Annotated in this window: 16 protein-coding genes and 1 pseudogene; 11 read left to right on the top strand and 6 right to left on the bottom strand. The window is 66.2% G+C overall.

From position 1 onward, the window contains the following. Positions 1 to 119: 119 nt before the first annotated feature. On the bottom strand, positions 120 to 785 hold the full coding sequence (locus tag NLI89_RS15580; protein WP_254687861.1) for a DUF1345 domain-containing protein: 666 nt from the start codon (positions 783 to 785) through the stop codon (positions 120 to 122). 49 nt (positions 786 to 834) lie between these two features. On the opposite strand from NLI89_RS15580, the gene hisS reads away from it, so the two are divergent. From hisS to NLI89_RS15560, 4 genes are all read left to right on the top strand, one after another. After that, a complete protein-coding gene (gene hisS, locus NLI89_RS15575; protein ID WP_254687860.1) occupies positions 835 to 2070 on the top strand; it encodes a histidine--tRNA ligase in 1236 nt (411 codons plus the stop codon). Between the two features lie 145 nt (positions 2071 to 2215). Beyond that, positions 2216 to 3289, top strand: coding sequence for a peptide chain release factor 1 (gene prfA / locus NLI89_RS15570; RefSeq protein WP_056066153.1), 1074 nt, complete (start codon positions 2216 to 2218; stop codon positions 3287 to 3289). 117 nt (positions 3290 to 3406) lie between these two features. Further along, positions 3407 to 4270: a peptide chain release factor N(5)-glutamine methyltransferase gene (gene prmC / locus NLI89_RS15565; RefSeq protein ID WP_254687859.1), complete on the top strand. Its 864-nt coding sequence runs from the start codon at positions 3407 to 3409 to the stop codon at positions 4268 to 4270. Positions 4271 to 4527: 257 nt separating this feature from the next. After that, positions 4528 to 5757 (top strand): DUF4167 domain-containing protein, encoded by a 1230-nt coding sequence (locus NLI89_RS15560; protein WP_254687858.1) that lies wholly within the window; start codon positions 4528 to 4530, stop codon positions 5755 to 5757. A 426-nt stretch (positions 5758 to 6183) separates the two neighbouring features. Here the strand turns inward: NLI89_RS15560 and NLI89_RS15555 are convergent, their stop codons facing one another. From NLI89_RS15555 to NLI89_RS15535, 5 genes and pseudogenes are all read right to left on the bottom strand, one after another. Then, positions 6184 to 6942 (bottom strand): sulfite exporter TauE/SafE family protein, encoded by a 759-nt coding sequence (locus tag NLI89_RS15555; RefSeq protein WP_254687857.1) that lies wholly within the window; start codon positions 6940 to 6942, stop codon positions 6184 to 6186. Further along, positions 6935 to 8119: a 23S rRNA (adenine(2503)-C(2))-methyltransferase RlmN gene (gene rlmN, locus NLI89_RS15550; protein ID WP_254687877.1), complete on the bottom strand. Its 1185-nt coding sequence runs from the start codon at positions 8117 to 8119 to the stop codon at positions 6935 to 6937. The genes NLI89_RS15555 and rlmN overlap by 8 nt, the downstream gene beginning before the upstream one ends. A 132-nt stretch (positions 8120 to 8251) precedes the next feature. Further along, positions 8252 to 8389, bottom strand: a pseudogene (locus NLI89_RS21780) (NYN domain-containing protein); the annotation flags it as partial. A 595-nt stretch (positions 8390 to 8984) separates the two neighbouring features. Continuing rightward, positions 8985 to 9461: an invasion associated locus B family protein gene (locus NLI89_RS15540; RefSeq protein WP_254687856.1), complete on the bottom strand. Its 477-nt coding sequence runs from the start codon at positions 9459 to 9461 to the stop codon at positions 8985 to 8987. 155 nt (positions 9462 to 9616) lie between these two features. Beyond that, positions 9617 to 10300, bottom strand: a complete 684-nt coding sequence (locus NLI89_RS15535) for a histidine phosphatase family protein (RefSeq protein WP_254687855.1) — start codon at positions 10298 to 10300, stop codon at positions 9617 to 9619. Positions 10301 to 10440: 140 nt separating this feature from the next. Here NLI89_RS15535 and NLI89_RS15530 point away from each other — a divergent pair, with 140 nt between their 5' ends. The 7 genes from NLI89_RS15530 (at position 10441) to NLI89_RS15500 (ending at position 16393) form a co-directional block, all read left to right on the top strand. After that, positions 10441 to 11094: an outer membrane protein gene (locus tag NLI89_RS15530; protein ID WP_254687854.1), complete on the top strand. Its 654-nt coding sequence runs from the start codon at positions 10441 to 10443 to the stop codon at positions 11092 to 11094. Positions 11095 to 11238: 144 nt separating this feature from the next. Beyond that, on the top strand, positions 11239 to 12357 hold the full coding sequence (gene dnaN / locus NLI89_RS15525) for a DNA polymerase III subunit beta (protein ID WP_056017955.1): 1119 nt from the start codon (positions 11239 to 11241) through the stop codon (positions 12355 to 12357). Positions 12358 to 12411: 54 nt separating this feature from the next. Beyond that, positions 12412 to 12603, top strand: coding sequence for a type II toxin-antitoxin system Phd/YefM family antitoxin (locus tag NLI89_RS15520; protein ID WP_254687853.1), 192 nt, complete (start codon positions 12412 to 12414; stop codon positions 12601 to 12603). A gap of 33 nt (positions 12604 to 12636) precedes the next feature. Beyond that, a complete protein-coding gene (locus NLI89_RS15515; protein ID WP_254687852.1) occupies positions 12637 to 13215 on the top strand; it encodes a hypothetical protein in 579 nt (192 codons plus the stop codon). A 56-nt stretch (positions 13216 to 13271) separates the two neighbouring features. Further along, the gene (locus NLI89_RS15510) at positions 13272 to 14081 is read left to right on the top strand and encodes a Coq4 family protein (protein WP_254687851.1); all 810 of its coding nucleotides are present in this window, start codon (positions 13272 to 13274) and stop codon (positions 14079 to 14081) included. 180 nt (positions 14082 to 14261) lie between these two features. Next, positions 14262 to 15491, top strand: coding sequence for a DNA replication/repair protein RecF (locus tag NLI89_RS15505; protein WP_254687850.1), 1230 nt, complete (start codon positions 14262 to 14264; stop codon positions 15489 to 15491). Between the two features lie 107 nt (positions 15492 to 15598). Then, complete coding sequence (locus NLI89_RS15500) at positions 15599 to 16393, top strand: OmpA family protein (RefSeq protein WP_254687849.1); 795 nt, start codon at positions 15599 to 15601, stop codon at positions 16391 to 16393. Positions 16394 to 16881: the final 488 nt, after the last annotated feature.

Here is a 16881-nt window from a genome sequence, read left to right as displayed (position 1 = left end):
GCTTATCCGTCATGCCGGACTCGTTCCGGCATCCACGGTTCCGCACGCTCGATCGTCGTGAGTTCGCGGAACTATGGACCCCGGAACTAGTCCGGGGTGACGGAGTGAATGAGCAGGATTCAGCTACTCCCGAGCACGTTGATCGTGAACGCCAGCACGCCGATGTTGAACACGAACGCCGCCATGCTCTGGCCGAGCGCCGCCTTGCGCACCCGCCGCGAGGTGATCTGCACGTCGGAGGTCTGGAACGTCATCCCCAGCGTGAACGCGAAATAGGCGAAGTCCCAGTAATCGGGCTCGTCGCAGTTCGGGAAATCGAGCCCTTTCGCATCCTTCCCGTCGGCGTCATCGACGTAGAACAGATGCGCATAGTGGAGCGTGTAGATCATGTTCGAGAACAGCCACGCGAGCGCCAGCGTCGCGATCGTCAGCGCGATTCCGACCGCGTCGTTCTTGCCCTGCAATTCCTTGGCGACCGCGACCAGGATGACCAGCATGATCGTCCCGCTGAACCCGAGCAGCACCGCGCGGTTGGCGTCGTTCTCCTCGGCGGCGCGGCGCATGCGCTCGGCGCTGGCGTTGCGGAACAGCGTCGAGACCGCGATCAGGAACACGACCGCACCGACGTCGAACGCCGCCATCGTGCCCCGGCCAAGCCCCAATCGCGGGATCATCGCGACCAGCCCGATCGCGAAGACCAGCACGAACAGCACGAAGCGCGGCGGGGCGACGCGCTGGCCAAGGCCCCAATATCTGGCCCGGTCGGATCCGGCGGGATTGCTCATGCCACAGCGCTAGCGCTTAGCGGGGACGTCGCCTAGATACGCGCGCATCATGGCCAGAATAGAAACCCCGCGCCGCATCCGTGGCACCCAGGACATTTTCGGCGACGAGCAGCGCCGGTTCGCGCACGTCCTCGCCACGTTCGAACGCGTGCGGGCTCTGTATTGCTTCCAGCGGGTCGATATCCCCGTGTTCGAATCGACCGCGGTCTTCGCGCGCTCGCTCGGCGAGACGACCGACGTCGTGTCGAAGGAAATGTACAGTTTCGAGGATCGCGGCGGGGATTCGCTCACGCTCCGCCCCGAGTTCACCGCCGGCATTGCCCGCGCGTATCTGACCGAAGGCTGGCAGCAGTTCGCGCCGCTGAAGCTCACCACCAGCGGCCCGGTGTTCCGCTACGAGCGCCCGCAAAAGGGGCGCTTCCGGCAGTTCCACCAGATCGACGCCGAGGTGATCGGGGCGGCCGAGCCAGCGGCGGACGTCGAGCTGCTCGTGCTGGCCGACCAGTTGCTGCGCGAACTCGGGATTTCCGAGGGCGTGACGTTGCAGCTCAACACGCTGGGCGACGCGGCGACGCGCGAGGCGTGGCGGGAGGCGCTGGTGGCGCATTTCGAGGCGCATCGCGGGGAACTGTCCGAGGATAGCCTGACGCGGCTCGAAAAGAACCCGATGCGCATCCTCGACTCGAAGGACCCGCGCGACCGTCCGATCGCCGACAGCGCGCCGGACATCGACGCGTATCTGACGGACGAGGCGCGCGCGTTCTTCGAGGCGGTGACCGCCGGGCTCGATGCGGCGGGCGTCGCGTGGGAGCGCAACGCGCGGCTGGTCCGCGGGCTGGATTACTACCGCCATACCGCGTTCGAGTTCGTTACCGATCGGCTCGGCTCGCAGGGGACTGTGCTGGCCGGCGGGCGTTACGACGGACTGATCGGCTCGCTCGGCGGACCTGAGACGGCCGGCGTGGGTTGGGCCGCGGGTGTCGAGCGGCTGGCTATGTTGCTGGAGGAGCCGACTGAGCAGCGTCCTCAGGTCATCGTCGTTGCAGAGGACGATGACTCTATTCTTGATGCGATCGCTTCCGTATCCAAGTTCCGGAGAAACGGGTGGTCCGCCGATTTGGTTGTTTCAGGTTCGCCACGGAAGCGCTTTGACAAGGCCGTCAAAGCAGACCCCCAAGCGATTGAAAGCGTTCGTCGTATCGACGGCCAGCTCGTTCGAAAATTGAAGGTGCTTGGGACCAAGATCGAAGGGCTTGAGGCCCAATTAAAGACGCTCCTGTCGTGATGGGTCTTCCGCAAATCCTCCCCGGCACGGGGAGGTGGCAGTGCGCGGCACTGACGGAGGGGGGCTTCCACGTCGCGCAACACCTGCGGCCCGCCCCCTCCACCTCCCTTCGGGCGGTCCCCCTCCCCGTGCCGGGGAGGATTTGATGACCCAGATCTCCCCCGACCGCATCCGCGCGATCGAGGCGCGGCGTGACGAGTTGCAGGCGCTGATGTCGACCGGCGATCTCCCCTCCGACCGCTTCGTCGCGGTGTCGAAGGAATATGCCGAGCTCGAGCCCGTAGCCCAAGCCGCCACCGAGGTGCGCCGGTTGCGGCAGGAGGCGGAGAGCCTTGCGTTCATGGCGGACGATGCCGACGACGAACTCCGCGCGATGGCATCCGAGGAACTGCACGAGAACCGCACGCTGCTCGAAACCGCGGACCGGAAACTCGCGCTCGCGCTGTTGCCGCGCGATGCCGCCGACGAGCGCGCCGCGATGCTCGAAATCCGCGCCGGCACCGGTGGCGACGAGGCCGCACTGTTCGCGGGCGACCTCTTCCGCATGTACCAGCGCTACGCCGAATCGCAGGGCTGGCGGGTCGAGATGATCTCCGGCTCGTCGTCCGACGCGGGCGGCTTCAAGGAAGTCGTCGCCAGCGTCACCGGCCAGGGCGTGTTCGCGAAGTTGAAGTTCGAAAGCGGCGTCCACCGCGTCCAGCGCGTGCCCACCACCGAGGCGGGCGGCCGCATCCACACCTCGGCGGCGACCGTCGCGGTGCTGCCCGAGGCGGAGGAGGTCGACGTGAAGATCGACGACAAGGATCTGCGCATCGACGTCTATCGCTCGTCGGGCCCCGGCGGCCAGTCGGTCAATACGACGGACTCGGCGGTGAGGATCGTCCACATTCCGACCGGCCTGACCGTGATCCAGCAGGACGAGAAGTCGCAGCACAAGAACAAGGCCAAGGCCCTCCGCGTGCTCCGGACGCGACTCTACGAGGCCGAGCGCGACCGGCTCCACGCCGAGCGGGCGGGCGCGCGGAAGTCGATGGTCGGTTCGGGTGACCGCTCGGAGCGAATCCGGACGTACAATTTCCCGCAAGGCCGCGTGACCGATCACCGCATAAACCTGACTCTGCACCGCCTGCCCGAGATCGTCGCAGGCGAGATGGACGAACTGATCGGCGCACTGGTCGCGCAGGACGAGGCGGACCGCCTCGCGCAATTGGATGGCTGAGCGTTCCTGCTTCCCCCCCTCCCGCAAGCGGGAGGGGGCCGGGGGGTGGGCTCGCGGCTCGTTCCACACGAACGGGTCGCTCTGGTCTTTCGACCAATCGCCAACGGCGCGTCCACGGTGAGCGCGTGCCCACCCCCCAACCCCCTCCCGCAAGCGGGCGGGGGAGTCAGTGCAGCCATCGCCACCGCCGCGGCACAGTTCGCCTTCTCCGCCACCCCGCGCCTCGACGCGGAACTCCTCATGGCGCACGCGCTCGGCGTCGAGCGTAACGCCGTCCTCCTCGACCCCGACCGCTACACCGTCCCCGCCACCTTCGCCTCCCTAGTCGACCGCCGCCTCAACCACGAGCCGATCGCCTACATCACGGGCACCCGCGGCTTCTGGTCGATCGACCTCGCCATCGGTCCCGGCGCGCTCGTCCCCCGCGCCGACAGCGAAACGCTCCTGATCGCGGCCCAGGCGCACTTCGCCGGTCGCGCCCCCGCCACCGTGCTCGACCTCGGCACCGGCCCCGGCACGCTGCTCCTCGCCGCTCTCGACGAATGGCCCGCCCAAGGCCTAGGCGTCGACTATTCCCCGCAAGCGCTCGACTACGCGCGCGCCAACGCCGCCACCCTCGGCATGACCGACCGCACCCATTTCGTCCGCGGCAGCTGGGCCAGCGCCATCTCGGGTCAGTTCGACCTGATCCTCGCCAACCCGCCCTACATCGCCACCGACGAGACGCTCCCGCGCGAAGTCCACGACCACGAACCGCACGCCGCGCTGTTCGCCGGCCGCGACGGGCTCGACGACTACCGCATCCTCGCCGCACAGCTTCCCGCGCTGATCGCCTCCGGCGGCGCGGCGGTGATCGAGATCGGATCGACCCAGGGCGCGCCCGTCACGGCCCTGCTCGAGGCGCAAGGTCTGCGCGTCGCGCTCCACCACGACTTCGGCAATAACCCGCGCGCGCTGGTCGCGATCAAAGCCGCGACTTGAAGAATATGGCGCGAATACGTACATTTCGCTTGTAGTAAGCCCGTCGGGGCCGCTATCACGCGGGCAGGGGCACGCACTCTCGACATCATGGTCGGTTTTGAGCGTTGACCCGCATCCTTCGCCTTGAAGTCGCTGCAGTCCGGCGGCCCTGGGAAGTCCGACCAGCGATCTCGAACGGATCATCGCTGCGCGGCGGGGGGTTTGCACCGCATTTCGGAGCACGACCAGATTTTGGTTCGACGACTGAGGACACAAGCTTGATCAACAACCGGCAAGCCGGCCGCCGTCGCGGTCGTGGCAACAATAATAATGGCGGCGGTGGTGGCGGTGGCGGTCAACGCCAGGGTGGCGGCGGAGGCCAGAACGGTCGCGACACCGGCAACCGGATCGACAGCCGCGCGCGCGGCAACGCGAGCCAGCTGTACGAGAAGTACAAGAACCTCGCGCGCGACGCACAGATGCAGGGCGACCGCGTCAACATCGAATATTACCTCCAGTTCGCGGACCATTATTTCCGCGTCCTGAGCGAAACCCGCGCCCGCTTTGAAGAGAGCCAGCCGCAGGCGCAGCAGCAGCCGCGCCGCCAGCAGCCCTTCGATCTCGACGGCGACGACGATTATGGCGACGAGGGCGAGCCGATCCGCTCGGGCGAGCAGCAGGGTGGCCAGCAGGCCGCGCCCGAACAGAATCGTGGCGAGCAGCAGAATGGCGGCCAGCAGAATGGCCAGTACCAGAATGCGCCCCGCCAGAGCCGTGAAGACCGTCCGCAGCGCGAAGAGCGCCCGCGCTACGAGAATAATCGCTACGAGGGTCAGCGTAACGAGGGTTCCCGCAACGACGGCCCCCGCAGCGAAGGCCAGCGCGAGGACCGCGTCCGTGGCGACAGCCAGCGCAACCAGCGCAACGCCCCCCGCGATGCGCAGCAGCGCGACGAGCGTAGCGGCGAAGAGCAGGGTCAGGCGCGCGAGGCCCAGGCCCGTGAGAACCAGGCCCGTGAGAACCAGTCCCGCGAGAACCAGTCCCGCGACGAGCAGGTCCGCGAGCCGCGCAGCGACTACCGCGATGCGCCGCAGCGTGAGACGACCCGTCGCACGCCACGCGTGAGCGCGCCGATGGCCAACGCCAACCAGGATTCGGAAACCGACACGCTGCGTTCGGTGACCGAGACCGCCCAGCCGACCGAAACCGCCGAAACCACGGCGCCGGTCGCGGCAGCCGAGGAGCAGCCCCGCCGTCGCGGTCGCCCGCGCCGCGATCGCAGCCTCGACGCCCCCGCCACTCAGGACCAGGGTTCGCAGGACGAGGGCACGCCGACCGCGTTCGACGCGGACCGCCTGCCGCCCTCGCTCGGCATCTCGGCCACCGTCGCACCGGCGCCGGCCCCAACTCGGGCAGCCGAAGCGGCCCCCGCCGCCGACGCCGCCACCGAGGAAAAGCCCCGCCGCCGCCGCGTTCGCGCGGTACCCGACGAGGTTCAGGCCGGCTGATCTCGACTGCTCTGGGTTGATCCGGCGGTTGTCCTCTCCGGCAAGGATGCGTTGGACAACCCCCGGCCGGTGCTGCTGCTTTGTTCTCCCGCGAAGGCGGGAGTCCAGTCTGGATCCCCGCCTTCGCGGGGAAACAAGCTCTATATGTTCGATCGGTATGACCGCCGATCCATTCCCTGGTGAACACCAAAAAGGCCGGTACCGCATCCCGCGGTACCGGCCTTTTTCGTATCGGAAGGGCGGGGGATCCTCGAAGTCGTCGAGTACTCTGCTCGCACTGTCGTCTCGATGAATCAGAGGCGATGATCGTTCGCCACCAAAGATCTTCCAAGCCCCCCTCCCTGGAAGGGAGGGGCTGGGGGTGGGTAGGCCAGCTCGAGCCATCACCCTTCAACACCCAAACACCCCCCCACGCGGCCACCAGACTCAGGAATACGCCCGCCAGAAGAACACGATCGTCGTCGCGATCGTCACCAGCAGCGTCCACACGCGGATCACCTGCGGCGACAGCAACAACCCCAGCTTCGCACCGTAATGCCCGCCGACGATCCCGCCCAGCAGCATCGGCACGCACAGCGCCCACACCACCATGCCGGTGGCGATGAAGATGATCGTCGCCGCGAGGTTCGCGACTGCCAGCATCAGCGTCCGCGGCGGCGCCAGCGTCGCAGGCGTCGCGCCCGACAGCAGCCCCCACGCGGCGGTCAGCATCAGCCCGACTCCGCCCCCGAAATACCCACCATAGATCCCCAGCAGCGCCTGCACCGCCACCAGCGACTTAGGTCCGATCTCGACCCGCGACCGCAGCCAAAGCGACGCGCGCGTCCCGAACGCGATCGCCAGCGTCGCGAACAGCAGCAACCACGGCACGATCAGGTCGAACGCCCGCGCCGAGGTCGCGACCAGCAAAAGACTTCCAATCAGCCCGCCGACAAAGGTCACCCCCGCCATAGTCTTCATGCCGACGCCGGAAATCCGCTGGAGCCCGTGCCGATACGCCCATGCGCTCGCCATCGCGCCCGGCTGGAGTGAGACGTTGCTGGTCGCGTTGGCGAAGGTCGACGGCACGCCGAGCCCGATCAGCGTCGGCATCGTCGCGAAGCTGCCACCGCCCGCCAACGCATTCATCGCACCGCCTAGAACGCCCGCCCCTGCCGCCAGTGCGACCGCACTCCACTCAAGCAAAAGCGTCGGACTCGACAGCAGCCTCACGATCGAGTTGCGCCCGGCTCTTCTTCTCCGACGCGGTCTTCAACTGGCCACAGGCCGCATCGATGTCACGCCCGCGCGGCGTCCGCACCGGTGCCGAGATCCCCGCGCCGAACACGATGCTGGAGAACGACTTGATCCGCTCCGGCGTCGAACACTCGTAAGCCGCACCCGGCCAGGGATTGAACGGAATGAGGTTCACCTTCGCCGGCAGCTCGTATTTCCGCAGCAACCGAACGAGTTCGCGCGCATCGTCGTCGGAGTCGTTCTTGTCCTTGAGCATCACATATTCGAACGTGATCCGCCGCGCGTTGTTGGTGCCGGGATAGTCCGCACACGCCTGCAACAATTCCTCGATGCCGTATTTCCGGTTGAGCGGCACGATCTCGTCGCGCACTTCCTTGGTCACCGCATGCAGCGACACCGCCAGGTTCACGCCGATCTCCGCCCCCGCACGCGCCATCATCGGCACTACGCCGCTCGTCGACAACGTGATCCGCCGCCGGCTGAGCGCCAGCCCTGCGCCGTCCATCACCAGCTTCAGCGCATCGCGGACGTTCTCGAAATTATACAGCGGCTCGCCCATCCCCATCATCACGATGTTGGTGAGCATGCGGCCCTCGGGCTGGCTCGGCCATTCGCCCAGCGAATCGCGCGCGAGCATCACCTGGCCGACGATCTCGGCCGGGGTCAGGTTGCGCACCAGCCGCATAGTGCCGGTGTGGCAGAAGGTGCAGTTGAGCGTGCAGCCGACCTGGCTCGACACGCACAGCGTCCCGCGATCCGCGTCGGGGATGAACACCATCTCGTAATCCTGCGCGTCATCGGATCGCAGCAGCCACTTCCGTGTCCCGTCAGTCGATACCTGCGCCTCGACCACATTGGGCCGGCTGATCACGAAGCGCTGCTCCAGCCAAGGGTGCATCGTCTTCGAGATGTCGGTCATCGCCGAGAACTCGGTCGCGCCGCGATTGTAGATCCAGTGCCACAGCTGCTTGGCGCGCAATTTGGCCTGCTTCTCCTCGAGCTGCGACGTCTCCAGCGCCATCCGCAGATCGGCGAGCGACAGCCCGAGCAGGTCGATCCGCCCATCGCTGCGCGGCACGAAGCTGCGGGGAACGGGCACGGGATCGATGTGCCCGGGGATAGGCATGAGGTTCGCGGCGGTCATTGCGTCTTTTCCTGAAGGGGAGAGCCGATCTGCATTCGGCAGTTTTCGGACTCCGTCGACATGTTGAAGCAGGTCGGGGGCGACGTGCGCGGACATCGGGTCGAGCACGACGTCGATGCCCTCGCGACGGGCCAATTTGGCGGGCGGTACGAAATCGGCGTCTGCGGCGATCAGGATGATCTGATCGACCTGTCGCTTGTATGCCATCGAGGCGATGTCCAGTCCCAGCCGCATGTCGACGCCCTTCTGCATGACGTCGAGCTCGAAATCATCGTCATGCGGTGCGAAGCCATCCGCTTGCCATCTGGCCATCGCGCTGGGCTTGAGGCGCCACGGCGTTATCTTGTCGTTCAACCGCCCGAGGCGGACCGCAACCTTGCGGGTCTGGTCCAATTGCGCATGTATGGCCAGGCGTAGCTGCGCTTCCGGTGTCATCGCCAGATTGATCGAGCGCCGGGAGATCGGAGTGTGCAGTCGCTTCGTCAGCGGTGGGCAATCGTAGAAGAAAATTCGGTAGAGTTCGCTCGTTTCGTCGGGGCGATAGGCGGAGTCAGGCGCTTGCTGCCACGACGGTGTTGCATGCAGTCGCGCAGATACGTGATAGGCCGCAATACAGACGACGCCCAATGCGATATCCTTCGCATTCGACGCGTCGAGATTGGGAAATGCACTGTTGAACCGGCGCAGGAAAAACGCGCCATCGATCACGACGGCAGTCGGCATGTCAAAGCACCAGAAACAGGTTGCCCCCGGGGGCGGGCCTTGAGCTGATATCTGCTCTTGCGAGCGCCTCAAGACGGCTACCGGGGGCTTGATACGATTTACGTAGCGTATTGACCGAGAAAAATCAACCTTGGCTACACGAAAGCACAGCCGCATCGATCGCGGTCGCCGCGCCCGACAACGCGTACACATCAACGAACGGGCGCCCGCCGATGCCGACCGCCTCCACGCTCATGCTCCGTCCCGACCGCATCGCCGCGACGATCGCGCGATCGCTAGGCGCATCGCTCGCCCAGGCGTCCAGCCCGTTCGCCACGAGCGCGAATCGCCGCTCGCCGACCGTCAGCGTCACCCCCGCCGATCGATCGCGCTCACGGCTCAGCCGCACGTACAGCGAAGAACGCAAACCGCGCTTCGGCCATGTCGCAACGCTGGCGAACCCGGAAGCACGCCCCCCCGCCATCACCGGCCGAGCAATCGCATAACACCGTGCGGGAGAAGCATCGCGAAACGCACCCCAGCCCTTGTAGATGCCGATCGTATCACGCGCAGAAACCGGAGCAGCGACCGCAAGCAATCCCACCACCAACGCCAAACGCATCGAACCCCCCCTCCCTGAAAGGGAGGGGCAGGGGGTGGGTAGGCCCGCTCGAGCCCCCACGGTTCGAATGTGCGGAAGCCGACCCACCCCCAACCCCTCCCTTCCAGGGAGGGGGGCAGAAGGCCCCGGTGTGAAACAGTCGCCCAGATCCCATCTCACGCCGGCGCGAATCCCGTACCCAGATGGGGCACGGTCGCGCGTCCGTTCTCGACGAGCGTCACCGACCCTTGCGGCAAGCCCGGCGCAACCGGCGCCCCGAGCTCCGGATCGACCGCCGCCCCGGTCATCACCCCCAGCATCACCCGACTCGAAATCCCGTGCATGATCACCAGCCGGTCGCCCGGATCTTCCGCAGTATCCGCGAGCCATCCGCCAACCCGTGCCGCTATTTGCGTGTAGGTCTCGCCATCGGGCGCAGGCTTCAGCGTACCCCCCGGCAGCATCACCGGCCCGACCTCGTCGATCACGTCGGCATAATAGCGCCCGCCCCAGGACCCCATGTCGATCTCGACCAGCCGGGGATCGGTCCGCGCGCCATGCCAATCCAGCTCCAGATGCTCGCAAATCACCGCCAGAGTTTGCAGAGCCCGCCCGGTCGGCGAAGCCCAAAGAGTCAGCGCCGGTTTCGCCCCCAGCAATCCGCGCAACGCCCGCCCAAGCTCGTCCGCCTGCGCGAACCCCGCCCGCGTCAAAGGCGTATGCGCGGCATCTCCTTGCAACCGATGCGCCGCATTGAACACGGTTTCGCCGTGCCGCGCGACGAAATCCCGACCCGTGCGCGCAGCCGGAATAGCGCTTGATCGGGCGTCCGCTTCACCCTGCCGTTGGCTTGGAATCATAGCCCGCGTTTCAACCCCCTGTGGCGCAAAAGCAACGGATTTCCGTGTTTATCTGGGGTTCATGCAACGCTCGGGCGGTTGGTCCATTGGAGCGGTCCACCCCGCGTTTTGGGGTGACCAGATAGTAAGGAGTAACCCCAATGCGTACGCTTATCGCCGTCTCGCTGCTCGCCACCACCGCAGTCGCAGCACCCGCCCTCGCGCAGACCAACCCGACCTTCACCGGCCCCCGTGTCGAGGCCACGCTCGGCTACGACCACACCGGCGCCGGCAGCAGCGTGTCCAACAACAACGGGCGCGACGACCAGAAGATCGACGGACTGCTGTACGGCGGCGGTATCGGCTACGACATCGCGACGTCGGACAACATCGTGCTCGGCGCCGAGGCCGAACTGACCGGTTCGACCTCGAAGAGCGACCGCAACGACTATACCAGCGACTTCGGCTTCGGTCGCGTCAAGCAGGGCCGTGATATCTATGTCGGCGCGCGCGCAGGCTATGTCGTCGCACCGACGACGATGCTGTACGTCAAGGGCGGCTACACCAATGCCAAGCTGAACGTGCTCGCCGGCGACACCAACCAGACGACCGACACCGATTTCAATCTCGACGGCTGGCGCGTCGGTGCCGGTGCCGAGCACGCGGTCGGTCCGAACAGCTATGCCAAGCTCGAATATCGCTATTCGAAGTATGAGCGCAGCAACATCGACTATGCGACCGGCGGCACCAGCGGCCGATTCGACGTCGATACGGATCGTCACCAGGTGGTCGCCAGCTACGGCTTCCGCTTCTGATCGAAACGGTGCGCGCGTTTTAACGCGACGTTTACCGTGATCAAAGAAGGGTCGGGGCGCTTGCTCCGACCCTTTGTTGTTGGGTAAGCCATCTGCGGATTGCCCCCAGCCCCGAGTCCGGCTGCGGTGGCGGGGGGAATTACGATGAAGGCGACGATCGAACGCGCAACGCTCCTCAAGGGGCTGAGCCATGTCCAGTCCGTGGTGGAGCGGCGCAACACCATCCCCATCCTGTCGAACGTGCTGATCGAGGCGACGGCCGAGGGCACGCTCAAGCTGATGGCGACTGATCTTGATCTCCAGATCAACGAATCGATCGCAGCAGCCGTCGACCAGCCCGGCGCGACCACCGTGTCCGCGCACACGCTGTTCGACATCGCACGCAAACTGCCGGAGGGTTCGCAGGTCCAACTCGCCGCGTCGGAAGGCCGGATGAGCATCGTCGCGGGCCGTGCGCGCTTCTCGCTCGGCACGCTCCCGCGCGACGATTTTCCGGTGATCGCCGAGGGCGAACTGCCGACCCAGTTCGAACTGCCCGCAGAGACGCTCAAGCAGATCATCGACAAGACGCGCTTCGCGATCTCGACCGAAGAGACGCGCTATTATCTCAACGGCATCTTCCTCCACGTGGCCGACGGCGACAGCTCGAACCCGGTGCTGAAGGCCGCCGCGACCGACGGCCACCGCCTCGCGCGCGTCACGCTGCCGCGCCCCGAGGGTGCCGAATCGATGCCCGACGTTATCGTGCCCCGGAAGTGCATCGGTGAGCTGCGGAAACTGCTTGACGAGGTCGACGGTTCGGTCGGCGTGTCGCTGTCGCCGACCAAGATCCGTTTCGACCTGGGCCAGGCGATCCTGACCTCGAAGCTGATCGACGGCACCTTCCCCGATTACAGCCGCGTGATCCCGACCGGCAACGACAAGATCCTCAAGATCGACCCGAAGAGCTTCATGGAAGGCGTCGACCGCGTCTCCACCATCGCCACCGAGAAGACGCGCGCGGTGAAAATGGCGCTCGACCGCGACAAGATCACGCTGTCGGTGACCTCGCCCGAAAACGGCACCGCGGCGGAGGAAGTCCCCGGCGATTACGTCGCGCTCCCGTTCGAGATCGGCTTCAACAGCCGTTACCTGATGGACATCCTCGCGCAGATCGACGGCGACATGGTCGAGGTGCACCTTGCCGACGCCGCCGCCCCGACGCTGATCCGCGAGAACGACAAGTCGCCCGCGCTGTACGTGCTAATGCCGATGCGGGTGTGATTCGGTCTGCCTGTCGCTCCGTGGTATAGCGGGGCGACAGGCAGGAGCCGGATCATGAACGTGATTGATGTTGCCGATCTAAAAGAGCAGCTGGCCAAATTTATTAGCTGGCTTGAGGCTGGTGAGGTCGTGCACATCACGCGCGATGGTCAGGCCTTCGCCTGCGCGACCCCTACATCTGCAAATTCGCCTGACGTACCTGCGGATGCCTCGGCATCGAACGCACGAACGCCGAAACGGGCGTAGGACATGCGCTACGCTTGCATTGCGGCCGCACCGATGTTGATTGCTTCGACAGTAGCCGTGGCAATTCAAAGCACATCGACGCCTACAGTAGCTGGTGTACTATCAGCGCGTTGCGTCATTTCCCCGGCGGACGTCGAAGCCGGCAAGATTCAATACACGTTGAACGGGAACTTGCTGACCGGCATCTCCGAGGATTGCACTCCTGGTAATGATGGAACTGGCTATATTATCTTTAGTAGCGTCAAAAGGTTTTCCGACAGAACTATCGTTGTAGCGGTGGAGGGCTACAATGGTTTCAGTCAAACCGTTCGAGTCGTTTCTATAGAAAGGAACGGGGCGGTTAAATCCGCGACTTTTTTTGGTGGTGACCCTAGCCCGCTTTCTGTGACGTCAGATTTCAGGGTGAGCTTTAAATTGCCCGGCAGCGGATTCGCTATCAGCGATGAGCATCAAAGTCAGTGGGTATGTGAGCACGAGATTGATTTTTCATCGCTCATCGTGGACTCAACCATGTCCAATCCGCATGAAAAGGGCCTCAGTCCGTCACTTTGCGGAGGCGAGGCAAATGAGATTTCTGCGCCTAACTCCGCAGGTAAAAACGCCGCATCTTAACTTGATTTTTATCGCCGACTCAATACTAACAGCAATGTCAGTAAGGAGTCGACTCGATGGCGAAGCTTCCTCCGTTTCCCGGTACGACCGGTCGTCGCGATTGGCGCACCGCGTTCGATGCGATCAAGAAATTGCTCGCGAATGGTGACGACACGACGCAGGTGTTCCGGATCATGCGCGCGCTGAACGTCGGCAATGCGCCGATGAACTACGCGCGACTGATCGCCACCGAACAGGGCGGGCGGATCGCCTATGACCGGGTCGAACTGGCGCAGCGTTTCTCCGATCCCGCGTTCGTCGCGAGCTTCGCGCCGGGCACGGTCGGGGCCGCGTATCGGACGTTCCTCGAGACGACGGGCTATTCCGCCGACGGGCTGGTCGAGGTTTCGCGGCTTACGCCGTCCGAGGACGATCTGGCGCATCCCTATGCGTGGTTCGGCCGGCGGGTGCGCGATACGCACGACATCTGGCACGTGCTGACCGGCTATAAGGCTGATGAAAGCATGGGCGAAGCGGCGCTCGTCGCGTTCAGCTATGCGCAGGTCGGCGGGCTCGGCTGGGCGCTGATCGGTTCCGCGGCGGCGCTGAAGAGCATGCGCGTCACCGGCAGCACGCTGTTCGCGAAGGCGGTCTGGGAAGGCTATCGCAACGGGCGGAAAGCAAAGTGGATCTCGGGCGAGGACTATCTCGACCTGCTCCACGAACCGCTGGAGGCCGCGCGCGAACGGCTCGGCATCGTCACCCCGGTCGCATATCTGCGGGCGCAGCGCGAGCTCGGGCCCGCGCTCGCGTCATATCTCAGCACGCAGAAGGCCGCGACCGCAGCGGCGGCACCCGCGACCGCGCCGGAGCGGATCGCCGCCTGACGCGATGCTCGATAGCGGACTGGGCGTGTCGCTAACGGGGCGTGGTCAGGTCGATGCCCTACCCCGTTCGTGCTGAGCGACGTCGAAGCACCGTAGCTTGAGCCGCGCCCTTCGACGTCGCCCGCGGCGAACGGAAAAGGGCGATGCAATCACTTTCGAAACTGCTCTAAGGCCGGGGCAATGCTGTCGCGCCTGGTCCTCACCAATTTCCGCAATCACGCCGACCTGACGCTCCAGCCGGGCTCGGGGTTCGTCGTGCTGACCGGCGAGAACGGCGCAGGGAAAACCAATATCCTGGAGGCGGTGTCCTTGCTCGCGCCCGGCCGCGGACTGCGCCGGGCCGCGCTGGGCGAGATGGCGCGACAAAACGGGGCAGGCGGCTTCGGCGTCGCGGCCACCTTATCCCCACAACGCGAGCGGCAGGGCGCCCCCTTATTCCCCTCCCGCATGCGGGAGGGGTCAGGGGAGGGCGCGATGTACGTACTGGCGTCCGCTCCCGAGGAAAGCGCGCCCCTCCCCCGACCCCGCCCACAAGCGGAAGGGGAGCAGTTTTCACCTCTCCCCCCGCAAGCGCTAGCCGAAGTCGACCTCGCCACCGGCACCCTAGCCTCCGCCCCCGAACGCCGCATCGTCCGCATACAGGGCGCCACCACCACCGCCAACGCACTCGCCGAGTGGCTCACCATCCTATGGCTCACCCCCGCGATGGACCGCCTGTTCGTCGCCCCCGCCGGCGAGCGCCGAGGCTTCCTCGATCGCCTCACGCTGGCCCTCGCCCCCACTCACGCGCACCACGCCGCCCGCTACGACGCGGCGATGCGCGCGCGAAACCGCCTGCTCGCCGACGAAGGCCGCCCCGACGGCGACTGGCTCTCCGCGCTCGAAGCGCAGATGGCCGAGCACGGCGCCGCGGTCGACGCCGCCCGCCGCGAGACGGTCGATCTGCTCGGTACGAGGCTCGCGCATCAGGACGACGGCCCGTTCCCCCGCGCCGGCCTCACGCTCGAAGGCTGGAACGGCGACACCGCCCGCCTCCAAGCCGACCTCGCGCAAGGCCGCGCACGCGACGCCGCCGCCGGCCGCACGCTCGTCGGCCCCCACCGCGTCGACCTCGCGGTAACGCATCTCGACAAAGCGCGCGCCGCCTCGCTCGCCTCGACCGGCGAGCAGAAGGCGCTTCTCCTCGGTATCGTCCTCGCGCACGCCGAACTGGTGGCGGAGCGGACCGGCCAGTCGCCGGTCCTCCTTCTCGACGAGGTCGCCGCACACCTCGATCCCGCCCGGCGCGCGGCGCTGTTCGACCGGCTGGCGGGACGCGGGCAGGTATGGATAACCGGCACCGAGGATGCGCTGTTCGACGCGATCGACAACGGCGCGACGCGGATCGCGGTAGGCCACACTACCCACTGAAAGAAAAAGATAATCTTGGGCTGAACACAGGCTGTCGATCGAGGTCACTGTGCGTTCAAGCGGCCGCGGGCAAAGCCCGTCCCATCGAAGATCACGGAGAGTTCACGATGTCCCATAATCTTGCCCGCGCCGCCCTCGGCATCCTGATGGCCACCGCGACGGTCGCGCCTGCACTGGCGCAGGGCCAGGCACGCTTCGACCCGCGCACCGCGCCCTGGACCCGGCCGGGCTATCGGCTGGTCGGCGCCGGCGTGCCGGTCCTGTTCCCCGAACTCCGCAATACGCCGCGCGGCCGCGCGTTCGTGATGCCGAACTTCGACGCGAACGGCGATGGCCGGATCAGCCCTCGGGAGGCCGACGATGCCAATCGCGAATTCGCACGCCTTGCCGGCCCGCGTCGCGACCGGTTCGACTGGGACGCGTACGGTCGCGATCCGCGCGGCTATCGCGGCGGCCGCGGCGGCACCACCGTGGTCGAAACCGTGACCACCTGGGATCGCGGCGCGATGCGCAACTACGGTTTCCGCCAGACCCCGCGCGGCGCGACGCTGACGCTGCAGGAGGACGTGCTGTTCCGCACCGACAGCGCCGTGCTGCGTCCCGGCGCGATCGAGAAACTGCGCCCGCTCGCCCGCTATCTGCGCGCCAACTCCGGCGTCCGCGTGGCGATCGACGGCTTCACCGATTCGCGCGGCACCGATGCGCATAACCAGGACCTGTCCGAGCGTCGCGCGGCGAGCGTCCGCCAGGCGTTCGACGACATGGACGTCGTCCGCGCCCGCTTCAGCGTGGTCGGCCACGGCGAGCGCGATCCGGTCGCAACAAATGCAACGGCCGCCGGCATGCGCCTCAACCGCCGCGTGGAGGTGACCCTCCTAGGCCAGCGCGCCGACCGCTTCTGAGCACCGTCTCCCTCTCCCCTCCGGGGAGAGGGAAGGGGCCCGCCGCCCTCGCGGTGGGAAGGGAGAGGGGAGTGAGGCTCGGGAGGCTAATCCCAACGCCCCCTCACCCTTCCGTCGCCTAAGGCTCCTCCCTCCCTCTCCCCAAGGGGAGAGAGATCAGGGAAATCTGCCCCTCCCTGGAAGGGAAGGGCGACCCATGTCCAGGGAGGAGTGACACATGCTGCTCCCCTCCCTGGAAGGGAGGGGCCGGGGGTGGGTTGGTTTCCCCAAAGTCCGACCGCCGTGGCTCAAGCCGGCCAACCCACCCCCAACCCCTCCCTTCCAGGGAGGGGAGAAAGTTAAGCCGCCTCCGAACCGCTGTCCTACAAGGCCAGACCCTGCCACCTTCCCCGCATGGCGATCCCAACCCCCTCGAAACCAACACCCCCGACTCCCGAACTTTACACCCCCGACAAAACGCTCCCAGCGTCTGCACTTCCTATACTTCA

Origin of the sequence: Sphingomonas faeni, from assembly GCF_024273235.1 — a bacterium.
Taxonomy (GTDB): Bacteria; Pseudomonadota; Alphaproteobacteria; order Sphingomonadales; family Sphingomonadaceae; genus Sphingomonas; species Sphingomonas faeni_A.
Note: the sequence above shows the minus strand (reverse complement) of the source record. Positions and strands in the feature narration are given on the sequence as shown.